11 protein-coding genes are annotated in these 12,958 nt (G+C 47.1%); 3 read left to right on the forward strand and 8 right to left on the reverse strand.

Annotation, left to right across the window (positions count from 1 at the left end; translation table 11 throughout):
* Window positions 1-162 precede the first annotated feature (162 nt).
* A complete protein-coding gene (gene map / locus NSQ38_RS02360; protein WP_211084250.1) occupies window positions 163-909 on the reverse strand; it encodes a type I methionyl aminopeptidase in 747 nt (248 codons plus the stop codon).
* A gap of 207 nt (window positions 910-1,116) precedes the next feature.
* Here map and NSQ38_RS02365 point away from each other — a divergent pair, with 207 nt between their 5' ends.
* Complete coding sequence (locus NSQ38_RS02365) at window positions 1,117-1,326, forward strand: hypothetical protein (RefSeq protein ID WP_017690946.1); 210 nt, start codon at window positions 1,117-1,119, stop codon at window positions 1,324-1,326.
* Between the two features lie 220 nt (window positions 1,327-1,546).
* On the opposite strand, the gene NSQ38_RS02370 is transcribed toward NSQ38_RS02365, so the two are convergent.
* Window positions 1,547-2,398, reverse strand: a complete 852-nt coding sequence (locus NSQ38_RS02370) for a protein kinase (RefSeq protein ID WP_339786739.1) — start codon at window positions 2,396-2,398, stop codon at window positions 1,547-1,549.
* Window positions 2,399-2,503: 105 nt separating this feature from the next.
* Entirely contained in the window at window positions 2,504-3,190 is a 687-nt protein-coding gene (locus tag NSQ38_RS02375; protein WP_338590414.1) for a hypothetical protein, read from the reverse strand.
* A 543-nt stretch (window positions 3,191-3,733) separates the two neighbouring features.
* On the opposite strand from NSQ38_RS02375, the gene NSQ38_RS02380 reads away from it, so the two are divergent.
* Complete coding sequence (locus tag NSQ38_RS02380; RefSeq protein ID WP_339786741.1) at window positions 3,734-4,687, forward strand: L-lactate dehydrogenase; 954 nt, start codon at window positions 3,734-3,736, stop codon at window positions 4,685-4,687.
* A 257-nt stretch (window positions 4,688-4,944) separates the two neighbouring features.
* Here the strand turns inward: NSQ38_RS02380 and NSQ38_RS02385 are convergent, their stop codons facing one another.
* The gene (locus NSQ38_RS02385; RefSeq protein WP_339786744.1) at window positions 4,945-7,653 is read right to left on the reverse strand and encodes a PAS domain S-box protein; all 2,709 of its coding nucleotides are present in this window, start codon (window positions 7,651-7,653) and stop codon (window positions 4,945-4,947) included.
* Between the two features lie 657 nt (window positions 7,654-8,310).
* Here NSQ38_RS02385 and NSQ38_RS02390 point away from each other — a divergent pair.
* Window positions 8,311-8,871 carry a DapH/DapD/GlmU-related protein gene (locus tag NSQ38_RS02390; RefSeq protein WP_091038205.1) on the forward strand — a complete coding sequence of 187 codons (561 nt, stop codon included), beginning with the start codon at window positions 8,311-8,313 and terminating at the stop codon, window positions 8,869-8,871.
* Between the two features lie 93 nt (window positions 8,872-8,964).
* On the opposite strand, the gene NSQ38_RS02395 is transcribed toward NSQ38_RS02390, so the two are convergent.
* The 4 genes from NSQ38_RS02395 to NSQ38_RS02410 all read right to left on the reverse strand — a co-directional run bounded on the left by NSQ38_RS02395 (window position 8,965) and on the right by NSQ38_RS02410 (window position 12,926).
* Entirely contained in the window at window positions 8,965-9,699 is a 735-nt protein-coding gene (locus tag NSQ38_RS02395; protein ID WP_339786747.1) for an ABC transporter permease, read from the reverse strand.
* A gap of 1 nt (window position 9,700) precedes the next feature.
* Window positions 9,701-10,417 carry an ABC transporter permease gene (locus tag NSQ38_RS02400; protein WP_091038202.1) on the reverse strand — a complete coding sequence of 239 codons (717 nt, stop codon included), beginning with the start codon at window positions 10,415-10,417 and terminating at the stop codon, window positions 9,701-9,703.
* Window positions 10,414-11,328, reverse strand: a complete 915-nt coding sequence (locus tag NSQ38_RS02405) for an ABC transporter ATP-binding protein (protein ID WP_339786749.1) — start codon at window positions 11,326-11,328, stop codon at window positions 10,414-10,416. The genes NSQ38_RS02400 and NSQ38_RS02405 overlap by 4 nt, the downstream gene beginning before the upstream one ends.
* Window positions 11,329-11,408: 80 nt before the next feature.
* The gene (locus NSQ38_RS02410) at window positions 11,409-12,926 is read right to left on the reverse strand and encodes a HAMP domain-containing sensor histidine kinase (RefSeq protein WP_339786752.1); all 1,518 of its coding nucleotides are present in this window, start codon (window positions 12,924-12,926) and stop codon (window positions 11,409-11,411) included.
* Window positions 12,927-12,958 lie beyond the last annotated feature (32 nt).

The raw sequence follows: 12,958 nt of genomic DNA on the forward strand, positions 1-12,958 counted from the left end.
CTTGTTGCCAAGTGGACGCAAGGTTAACCCTTGTCAGCTGAGATCACTTACCACTGGCTCTGTGTTATCACTTCTTAATAGTTTAAACCGAAACAGGCGGTTCACAAACGTGGGCCGCCTTGAAATATGCAAATATCGTCACATTGTAGCTGCTTTTGGCTATTATTGTGCTGTCAAAATCACTGGACCATCCGCCGTAATCGCAATCGTATGTTCATACTGGGCAGACAGACTTCCATCCAAAGTACGAGCAGTCCATCCATCTGAATCCAGCTTACTTCGGAACGTACCAATATTCAGCATCGGTTCGATCGTAATAACCATGCCTTCCTTGAGACGCGGACCTCGATGAGGCGGACCGTAGTGAGGGACTTGTGGTTCCTCATGCATCTTCTCACCAATGCCGTGTCCGATAAACTCACGCACAACCGATAGGCCTTCACCTTCTGCATACACTTGAATCGCATTGGAGATATCCCCGATCCGGTTGCCCACCACGGCAAGTTCAATTCCTTTGTAGAGAGAGTTTTTGGTTACATCCAGCAGATGTTGTGCTTCCGGAGTCACTTCACCTACGGCATATGACCAAGCCGAATCCGCCAGCCAGCCATTCAGATTAACCACCATGTCGATTGTGACGATATCGCCGTCTTTCAGTGCATATTTTCCCGGAAACCCGTGACAGATCACATCATTAACCGACGCACATGTCGCATATTGGTATCCGTTATATCCCTTTTGTTCCGGCGTAGCGCCATTTTTCTTCATAAAAGCTTCTGCAAACTGGTCGATCTCCTGTGTCGTAATGCCTGGACGAATCATCTTTGCAATTTCTCTATGGCATGCGGCGAGAATTTCTCCGGCTTTTTTCATATATTCAATCTGTTCTTTGGTCTTCAATGTAATCATGATAACTACTCCTGTCCGTTAAAATCTTATCCTGTCCTCTATTGTAACGCTAAACGCTCAAAATAAAAAATTCCGTACAATCAGCAACATCCTATTATACGCCAAGCTCCTGTCCAATGAATACAATTTTCCATGAAAAACTCGAAACCCCTTCTGATCTAGCCACGTATATGCTTAAAACAGTTGAAGTCGAAAGGGTGAAAGCTCATGTTCAAAAAGATTATCGGCAAACTTATTGATTCCAAATCTTCATCTCACCGCAAACGTTACAGCTCCTCGGACAGGCGCTCATATAAACGTCACAGCAGTTCCTCAGGCAAGCGTTCCTACAAGCGCTATTCTTCTTCGGATGTGAAATACCGGGACAGCCGCAGTGGCTCCGGGTATTACAAAAGCAGAAAATACAGCTCCAGCTAAGCTGCTCTCACGACTGCTTTTAAAGAGCAATGATCGTGCCAGCAGTTTATTAGACGCTACAATAAATGAATATGTAATAAAGGGGTGTTCGCTAGCCGTACTTACGGCCAGCAGAACACCCCTTTATTTGTTTCTATATAGCAAAAAGGAAAAAGACCCCTACAGATATCATACGAAGAGGTCACGGATAACAAATATAGGCCCGCCTACAGAGCTTATTTCATGGTAATTTCAGCAACACATTTTCCATATCTGCCTGTAACTCCCTCGCCCCACCCTCATAACCTGGACGGAGTCCAAGAAGTCGTTCCAACATCTGGTGTAATTCCGGCGTAAGCTTGAGTTCCTCCTGCCAGCTGGTGGGTTCACTGCCCTTCTCTGGCTCATAAGCCGAATACAGCATAAAGAGAAGAAAGTGGCCGATATCCTGCAGATCATGATCCGGTGTAGCCGGTTCATCTTCAGGCTCAGGCACTTCACGCATACGTCGCTTCAGCTCCGGCAACAACGGCTCCCCCAAGCGTCTCGCCAGGCCAAAGTCAATCAGATGTACAGTCCCTTCACGTAAAATAACATTGGGAATCCGCACATCTCCATGAATGTATCCCTGCTCATGCACATGAGCCACCGGAGCCAGCAGTTGACCTGCCAATTCCAGACATTCCCGCTCCGTATATCGAAGACCTTGCTCAAATATGCAATCTTCCAGCGTCTGTCCACGAATATATTCGGTAACGATATAACTTCGTCTCCCGGATGTGAACACATCCAATAGATCAGGGATCGCCGGATGATGCAGACGTCTCATCACGTCCGCCTCCCGCTCCAACAGCTTCGCAGAGAGTCTGCCCTTGCTAGGCTTGGACTCCTTCAACGCCACTTCCCTGCCATTCTGGTCATCTGTACACAGGTATGTCAGCCCATAGCTCCCCATACCCAGCAGTTCCTGTATTGTATAACGCTCAGCAATGGTCATGCCTTCCCGCCGAGGACGATCCGTCCATAGTCCAAGCAATCTTTGCCAACTTCGTCGCAGCTCCACAGATCCTCCCACGCCAGCTTCCTGATCCACTCAGTCTTTATCTATACCGAGCAGTCCGTTGCCAGTCTTCATGTTGTATGGAGCTTATTATATCAGGCCCATAATGCAAAATCACGATGAGCAAGAGCCTCTCACTCAAGCTTCCTTATGCTTCTTGGGCAGGAACCCGAACAACATACGCAAGGATACTCCTTTTGGTTTGCGTTTTCTTCCCTGGAAGCTGCGCAAGTTGGTCACGAGTTCACGATCCCGCTCTTCCTCCAGCTTCTCATTCATCCACACGCGCTGTTTCTCCATCTGTTCCTGGAGAGCCATATGTGTCTCCGCCAGATGCTGAAGGGTCAGCTCCAGTTCATCGACCCGCTGTTGCAGCAGCTGTACCCGATCATCCTGCTGTTGTTCTACAGCACCATAAGTCACCTCACTTACAAGTTGCCCCAGACCTTCATAGGATCTTAGATTACCCATTATTTCAGGTTCTTCAGGGAATACGGATGGCATGACTGTCGCTGCACATTCCGACTCTGACAGACCTTCAATTCCCACCACCGGAACATCTACTTCAACTACAGCTACAGGTACTTCTGGAGCCAATACAGTCACCACAGCATCAGCCAGGGGTAGATTATGCTCTCTGAGTTCGGTCATCAGGCGTTCAATGCACTCGATGTCGTCGGATTTGAATAGTCTGGATTTGTTGGCGGACCGTTCGAACCGGTATCCCTGTTCTTCCAGTGCCGCCGCATATTTACGAAGAGTACTGGCACCTATGCCCAGGCTCTTGGCCGTTTCCGTCGTTGCTCCTGCTTCTTCAATCATCATTAATTCCCTCCCGGAATGAAGTCTTTTGGGAATCAATTTCATATAACTTTAGTGAGTTATGAAATTGATTCTTGGATAAAAACATTATGGCTTCAGCGTTCCTTTTTGGAACCATCATCGGATCGGGGCAACCTGTCTCATGGATCAAGTATGCTTATCTTTTGCTTGTCCGTATGTATTCGTCAGCTCCTCGGCAGATCCCTTTGGCGGTTTTGTTCTGTTTCTGCGGATTCCTAAGAAGTTTTGTCAGGTATATAATCTGCATAAATAACCCCCAATCCGACAACGAGCATGAATGCTGTCATGTCGAAGACATAGGTGCAAACGCCGTCAAATCTTATGATTATGAATAATTCATGTCAATTTTGTTAACTCCGTTACTCCAATACGCTCCCGCGATAGCGGATATCATTGCTGCACAGCTTTTCCATGTGTTATCTTATGTAACGTAGAAGTGCATTCCAGCATAAAATAAAGGACTATACTTAACATAGGACGCGTAAGTGACGAATAAATATCAATCAAAATGGGGGCTGAACGGCAGTGTTAGGCAAATCAGGCAAAGTAGCGGTGATCGGGGCGGGTCTTGTCGGTTCGAGTTGTGCGTATTCCATGATTAATCAATCGATATGCAGGGAAATTATGATGGTGGACCGGACGTATGACCGTGCTGTAGCACAGGCATTGGATTTTTCCCATTGTATGGACTTCACACATAACCGCACCAAGGTATATGCAGGCACGTACGCGGATTGTGGCAATATGGATGTTATTGTCTTAACTGCCGGAGCGAATCCCAAGCCAGGACAGACACGGCTGGATATTCTGGAGGAAGCGGAATCGATTGCCAAAGACATCGTGGTCCCGATCATGAAAAGTGGATTTAACGGGATTTTTGTCGTCGCTGCCAATCCGGTTGACATAGTAACTTATATGGTATGGAAATTATCTGGTCTGCCGCGTGAGCATGTCATCGGCACAGGAACGTCCATTGACTCTTCAAGGCTTAAAACGCTGCTGTCTGAAGTCTTCTCCATCGATCCACGCAGTGTGCACGGTTATGCCCTCGGGGAGCATGGAGAATCCCAGTTCGTAGCCTGGTCTCATGTGACCATCGGTGGCAAACCGATTATGCACATCATGGATCAGCACAAGGAGCGCTTCAAACATCTGGATCTGGACGATATTGCACGCAAAACAAAGGATGCTGGCTGGGAGATTTTTACCCGTAAAGGTTCTACCCAATTCGGAATCGGTAATGCCCTCGCGCACATCACTCGTTCCATCCTCAATGACGAACACAAGATCATCGCCGTATCGGCTATTCTGGACGGAGAGTACGAGCAACACAACGTCTGCGTCGGTGTTCCTGCAATCATCGGTGGCAATGGTATTCAAGAGATTATCGAATTGCATCTGGATGCAGCGGAACGTGAGAAATTCAACAGCTCCTGTGAAATATTATCTGGTAACATTAATCGCCTGACATTGGCATAACTCATTCGTATACAGATCACTGCATACGCTTCAGCTCAACTTCAAAAGCCTGTCCACACAAACACGCCAATAACACTCCATCAGTGGAGGATTATTGGCGTGTTTGTGTGTATTATTTTCACAGCCAGATGAATCAAATTCATAATACCTTCAGCTGCTCCAATCAAGGCTAGATATAGATCAAAACGGTTCATTTTGTCTATATTTAGTTACAAAAATCTATTTTAGTAAGTTATGAAATTGATTTGAGTAGTTGTTCAATTTGGTGCAAGCTGAGGTTCGTCCCTTGGCCCCCATTGCTGTAACACCCGCTTCAACTCACTCAGCATAACCGGTTTGCTAATAAAGTCACGCATTCCAATCTCCAGACAAGCTTCCTTATCTTCACGTTTGGTATTGCCTGTAACTGCGATGATTGGAGGTATGCGATCCTGTGGAATTAGGCGGTGTAACAGGTCTGTCGCCTTCAGTCCATCCATCACAGGCATATGAATATCCATCAGGACAATATCATAAGCATTCTGAGAGATGGCATCAATCGCCTCCACGCCATTAGTGCACACATCTGCCTGGTATCCAAGCTTCTCCAGATATTCTCGCAAAATCTTCCGGTTTACCGGATGATCCTCCGCCACCAGAATACGCATGGCAACCTTATCACTCTGACGTGTACGATCATGATGGAACTGACTTGCTGTCTGTTCTGCTGAAGCATCTACACTCGCCGCAGGAACAGCAAACCGGAAGGTTGAGCCTTCCCCTTCTATACTCTCGACACTGATACTGCCTCCCATAATCTCCACGAGTCGCTTGGAGATGACCAGTCCCAATCCGGTACCACCATACTTCCGGTTAATCACCGGATGTAGTTGAGAGAAGGACTGAAACAACTGATCCAGCTTGTCAGCGGGGATGCCAATTCCCGTATCTTGCACCGCAAAATCAAGAACGCTGTCTTCAGGCTTTCTACCCTTGATAATATCCACGGCAACATCAATGCTTCCCTGATCTGTGAATTTGAGCGCATTACCAACCAAGTTCACCAGAATCTGCCGGATACGTATGGCGTCACCAACCATGAACTCAGGGATGCTCGGATTGAGGCGATATCTGATCTCCAGATGTTTCTCATCTGCACGCGGTTTAAACAGTTCGGCAACCTGTTCCAGCATCTTGCGTAATGCAAATGGTTCATAAGCCAGTGCCATTTTCCCGGATTCCAGCTTACTGAAGTCCAAAATATCATTAAGGATGTTCAGCAGAGCATCGCCGCTGTCTCGAATAATCTCGGCATATTCACGCTGTTCTTCCGATAAATCGGTACCGATCAACAATTCTGTCATCCCCACGATCCCGTTCATCGGTGTCCGGATCTCATGGCTAACCATCGACAGAAATTCTGACTTGGCCTGAGCCGCCAGCTCAGCTGTTTCTTTGGCACGTACAATTTCACGTTCGCCAGTCACATCATTAAATACAACCACCGCGCCCTGAATCTGTCCCTGTTCAATAATCGGCGTCACCTGATACTGCACCAGAAAGCTGCTGCCATCTTTACGCCAGAATACATCTTCCTTGATTGAACGTCTCTGTCCATCCAACACAGTCATGTGGATCGGGCACTCTTCTTGTGGCAAATGACTTCCGTCTGCACGGGTGTGATGGATGATAGGATGTGAGTTTTTGCCAATGAATTCTTTCGCCTCATAACCGAACATCGAAGCTGCTGCTGGATTCATAAACATGGTGATTCCATCCGCATCCAAACCAAATATTCCTTCCGTAACCGTGTTGAGAATTAGCTCATGTTGCTTGCTGAGCTCCTGAATCCGTTCCGTGTATTCCTTGCGCTCGGTAATATCGGACACGATCCCATAGACGCCCACCATTTCCTTATCCACAATAATGGGCACATTCGTAACAGATACTTCAATCTTCCGACCACTTGAATTAACGACTCGGGTCTCATAATATTGCGGTTCGCCTTGCTTCACCATGTCAAAATAATGTTTGCCATATTGAACTTCGCATTTATCCAGATTAGATAAAAAAGATTGGCCAATCAGCTTATTGCGTGGAATATCCAGCATTTGCACCAGTTTGCTGTTCACTGCGCTGTATTTACCTTCCAGATTCAATGAATACACAGCTGCCGGGTTATATTCGAACAACGATCTGTATCGCTGACGACTTTCTCGAAGACGTCTGTCCGCATCCTTATGCTGGGTAATATCCCTGCTGATGCTTACAATCTGGACACTCTTGCCACGCTCTCCAGCCACAGGCTTCGCCAATGTCTCCATCCAGATATAATGTCCCTTCTTGTGCAACACACGCATCTTGCAGCCATTGCCGATCTTGGAAAGATCCATAGGGTCCGGATAATCTCCCGGATAACAATAATCCTTGAAGGACCTTCCTATGACTTCATCTGGCTTATAACCCAGTAGGGTGTACACGGAAGGGGAGACGTATAACAACTCGCCATCCGTAGCACAAGTTGTAATCAGATCTTGTGCATGGTCAGCCAGCACCTGATATTTCTCCTGTGCCTCCTTAAGCTCACGTTGCACTTCCAGGATATCGGTAACATCTTTGGCAATGCCATAGATTCCTACGACTTCTTTTCCCTCCGTTATAGGCACATACGTTATTTCTGCGTGTTTCAGGGAACCATCTTTATGATAAAAAGTAATGGGATTACTGACTGAACGTCCAGCCAGTACCTCTTTAATGTATTGTTTGCGTGAATTTTCACTGTCCGGAGGACAGATCTCACTCTGATTCATACGAATCAAGTCATCCAGTGTATACCCAGATATCCGCTCTACCGAGGGATTAGCATCAATATAGTTTCCATGGATGTCCATTACATAAATGGCATCCGGATGGTTAAAAAACAGTGATTGGTAAGAACTTCCCTCAGAAATAATGCGCTTCAGGGTTTCCGTTTTATTAATATCCAAGGCTTACCCCTCTTTTCTCAGCCAATATCTTCATCTAACAGCAGGGATTAATTATCCCTTACAAAAATGGGCCTACCCTCGAATAACCATGTAAGCCTGCCTAGAAACAGCTTTTTTTATTTTACCAGATTCTCGTCTCATTTTGCTTACAATCTATGATTCAATTCACATGATGTGTGATGTAATACTTGGAATTTTGATTTTACAATTTATACAAGGATCAAATTAAGCCTCTAACAAGCTTGAAGTTCAATTCCGAGTCAGCTGATTCTGACGAATGGCTAAACGATTTTCTAAAGAACTCAGGACATCTTATTTGGTGTCCAGGTCCCCTTTTAAAATTTTAAAGAACATCAGACACGTTAATCCCCATAATCTCCTGACAAAAACGCTGCAAACGGTTGTTTCATTGGATATAACATGTCTCAAGTTCCTTAGATTTCTGAGATCACTTCAAATCCTTGATTAAGACTCCTCAGATTCGTTAGTGAGGTGAGAGGATGACTCCGACCCCCGCCTGAAGCAAATCTTCTCAAGGAAAGAGAGATCATCTGCTCTTGCGATGCCTTGATATAAAATTAACGATACAATTTGTATCAAAAAGGCTATAATCGTTAAAAAAAAACGATTTTCAACTACGGAGAGGACGGATGAATCATGCTGCCCAACAGAGTTAAAATTGCTTACGGTAAACTAAGAGGCTTGGCCATCTTTGGTAAAATCCAGCCCTCTATGGGCCTGCTGCCACGAATCAGGGGTAAGGTTTATCTGAATAGATTGGGTGACTTACAGGTGGGAAAACGGCTTAACATCATAGGCAAACCTTGGGGGACCCAGTTAACCGTGGTCAAAGGTGCGCGATTAACCATTGGCGATGACGTCATGATTAATGCAGGAGTCGGGATTGCCGCTAACGTTGAAGTGACCATCGGCAATAACGTCATGATTGGTCCTCGAACTAGCATATTCGACAGTGCCTATCACCGGATTGACTCGCTGGATGACGGGAGCCAGACTGCCAAGCGGATTGTGATTCAGGATAATGCCTGGATTGGTACAGGCGCGCTTATTTTGCCCGGAGTGACCATTGGCAGAAATGCAGTTGTGGCAGCAGGAAGCACGGTAACCAAAGATGTACCCGAAAATACACTTGTAGCCGGGGCACCAGCCAAAATCATTCGGGAGCTGACCATTCATGATGGGTGGGTCAGACATTAGAAAAAATCCTCCTGAAGCATACATACAATAGAGCTTTGCATGTTTTGCTTAAAGAGGATTTTGATTACGATAACCAAGTGTGTAACGGATTATTCAGATTTCTTTTTTCGCAAAATACATCATTCCGATTCCAATGAAAATAACAGCACTGCCTCCAACAACCGTCAGCATTGTCATCAGTGGAACGTTGTAGGCTCCGAAACCCGCGCCGTCCACGGGTGTCATCAGAATCATCGGTTGTGCCCATGGATAATATGGCCCGTACGTCGCCGAGTTTACAATGAGAATATTCGGTATGGTCAGTGCAAAATTCAGTGCGAGCGGTGCGGCAAAGCTGCTCCACACCAATGAAACGAACATCTGCAGGGCAGCCAGGGGTACACAGGCCAGCAACCCAAGCAGCAGTTTACTCGTCAAGAATCCCCAAGGTACTGGCATCGTAATGCCGTGAATCATGCCTGCCAGTAGAATGGACATCAGCAACAATGCTTGCGTACCCGCCAGAAGCATGAGCACAATCGTCAGTTTACCTGCATATACGCCTGAACGTGTGAGCGGTAAAACCAGCATCTGCTTCCACCCTCCACCTGCATGTTCGAAACGGCAGACAAAGGACGTAAACACACCAGTCAGCATCGGTAACAATAACAATCCGTGCAGGAAAACCATCGTGGTCATCAATACCTGCCAATTTCCCGATGGCGTGGACAACAGTCCGATGAGCAGCGTAATAAGTGGACTCAGCAGAATCAGGAGCCATATGGGCGATTTGCCCATTTTCAATCGTTCAGCGGACAAAATTCGGAAGTACGTTGTCGCAAAGCTCATATCAGGCCACATCCTTCCGGCTAAAATGTACCATACCCAGCAGCAGGATCAATAACCCTAGACCTGCACCCATGCCTGCATACAGATATGGATTGGGTCCATTCCAGGCCATCTGCGCCCAAGCGAGTGGAAAGTTCGGTGAGATACTGAGTGCGAACATGCCCGTTATCGCGAGAACGATGCCCAGGGTGACGGGAAGTGCCTGATTCTTGTTAACCATCGTGAGCCACAACTCCAGTGACAACACGGGAAGTGCACCAGCCAAAGGCAATAGCCCCAGCTTGATCGCATGTGTCCAAGGTATTTCGCTGGCATGGAATCCGAGGATCAGACCCAGACCCACAATTCCTGCGGTTAACAGCAGGCAGGAGATCACCAGCAGCACACAAGCAAGCAGGAACTTGGCTAAATACACGGCTGGTCTGGGAATCGGCATCGCGAGCAGCTGTTTCCATGATCCCTGTTCATGCTCAACATTAGCGATCATGGAGCTGAGAATGGTTGCTCCCAGCATCAGAGACAAGGGCACAAAGACCACCACATTGCCCAGCAATCCGCCCCACAGGTTATCTGCATACTGCTCTTTCAGATAGTCCAGCCGTAAGCCAAAATTAAGCGCCTGCATCGCTGTCAATCCAAGAGGGGCCAGAAAGACAAGAAACCAGATCCCTTTCCCCCGAATCTTGAGCCAGTCTGACGATAATGCACGTCCGGTCATATGGAAGCCCCCTCACCAATGACCCGCATGAACAGATCTTCCAGCGACTGTCGCTGTTCCTCTACACGATACACATCATGATCCTGCTCAATTAATCGGCGCACAAGCAGTGCCACTGAACTGTTATCCATATAAGGGAATATTAACGCAGAACCTTGTTGCTGACCAAATTGTCCCTGTTCTCTCGCCAGCTTCATAGCCTCTTCCGGCTCGGAAACCGTTAACCGGATAGAGCTACCCGTCTGACTATGCAGACTTGCGATAGTATCCTGAAGCACCATCTTGCCTTCACGGATAATACCAACGCGACTTGCCATCTGTTCGACTTCACTCAGCAAGTGGCTGGAAACCAGAACGGTAATGCCATGTTCCAGAGGCATGCGTTTGATCAGTTCCCGAATCTCCTGAATACCGGCAGGATCAAGCCCATTCGTTGGTTCGTCCAGAATCAGCAACTCCGGTTCACCCAGCAAAGCGCTGGCAATACCCAGACGTTGCTTCATCCCAAGGGAGTATCCCTTTACCGAACGTTTGGCATCCTTGGTCAGATCTACAATGGACAGCACTTCAGCAATTCTTGATTTTGGTACATTGATGATGCGACGTAAGGTCTCCAGATTCTCTACTGCGTTCAGATGTCCGTAATAGGACGGGTATTCGACCAAAGAGCCCACACGGCGCAAAATATCCATGCGATCCTTGCGGATATCCTTGTCGAAGACACGGATCACGCCTTTGGTTGGTTTAATCAAGCCGAGAAGCATGCGAATCGTTGTTGTTTTGCCGGCACCGTTGGGACCGAGGAAGCCATAGATATCTCCCTTTTTAATATGCAGATCAAGTTCACGGACCGCTGCACGGTCCCGGTATGTTTTCCATAAATTCGCCGTTTGAATAATATTTTCACTCACTGTATGATCACCTCGGAACTATCGTAACCTTCCAAGGTTAAAGCCAAAGTAGTCTCTAGTTTAAGTTTAGTTTAAAAAAGCTATTTCAGCGGTTTGTTGTTTTCCCTGTTTCCCTTACCACTGTAGATATATGTCTGGACACCCGTATCGGAACTGTCTACCCGCTTGCGCAGACCCATCTCACGAATCAACAGGTCTACAATGGATAAGCCTAGACCTGTGCCTTTTGTGTCGGAATTCGGTTGCATACCCGGACCCCGATCCTGAATAACGATAGCCGTCTCACCCTGAATCTCCTCGGTTGTTATGCCAATATATTTCCCGCTAGCAGCATGACGGATTACGTTCTGAAACAAATTATCGAGTACACGGCGCATGCCCTGTTCATCCATATGCCAGATCAGCGGTTCCTCCGGGAGGTCAATATCAATATCAAATTGCTCTTTCTCCCAGACCGGGTACCAGGCCGCCGCCGTTTCCCTGACGATCCGCAGTATATCTTTCTCTTCCAGCTTCAGTGTATATTTCCCGCTCGTGAGCAAATTGTAGGATAACATGTTGTCAATGAGCCCGCCGAGGTCCTCCATTTTCGCTTCCATGCGATGTAATGAACGGTCACCTTGCTCGCTCAGCTCTTCCTTGTGCAAAGCATGCATATGTCCACGAATTACCGTTAACGGGGTACGCAGATCGTGGGAAAGCCCCGCAATGAGACGTTTGCGCAATTGTTCTTCCTCGCGTTCACGGTGGCGGCTGTTGGACAGTTGATGCACCATCTGATTGAAGGATTCTTCCAGTTGACCAATCTCGTCTGACCGGCGGATATCTACCGGAAGCGGGAGGCCTTCCTTGCCTGTGGTCATCATGGCCGTCTGCAAACGAATAAGTCGTTTGCGAATGCGTGCGAAGAAGAGAATCGACATAATGATGAAGATCAGAAAGATGAGGGTCATTACGATACCAAGATACAAGAGTTCCATCGGCCAGTTACTCTGATTCATTTGCAGAAGTGACCGAGGCACTTCAATGATCATGAATCCCTGTCCTTTGTCCTGCTCATCTCCGCCAATATATGCAACTACGGTGAGTGGATCGCGAAAGGAAGCTTCTTTCATGAATTGCACTGTATTATTTACATTCCATAAGGCTGGAATATGAGTCTCTGTCGTTTGCCCGGAATCCAATGACCATCTCAATGTCGTGTCTGTCCTGCCATCCGGCGACGTGGATTTTAGAAGCGTTACATCTTCACCACCGAGAATAAGTAGGGTCTCCCCTTTCACATTCACACGATACATCGAAGATTTGGGATACGAGCCATGTAATTGCTCCAACCGGGCCTTAATCTCTTCATCCGAAGCACCATCCAGGTTCTTCGCTTCACGTGACCAGAGGTTACTTATCCGAGTAACATCACCATAAGGCGCGGCTCGGTTCGTATTCGTGTCCGTGTTATTCACTACGACAATATATATAACGGATATGATCGGAAGCACAACAGGCACAAATAATACAGCCGCCAAGATCAGGAGGATGTATCTGGACATCAAGGACCGCCCAAAGCGAAGCTTGCGCCGCCCGGATTGCTTTTGATCCATGCTTCGTTCTCCCTTCATGATCTTCCGTTCCC

Source organism: Paenibacillus sp. FSL R7-0313 (assembly GCF_037969885.1).
In the GTDB taxonomy this organism is placed as follows: Bacteria; Bacillota; Bacilli; order Paenibacillales; family Paenibacillaceae; genus Paenibacillus.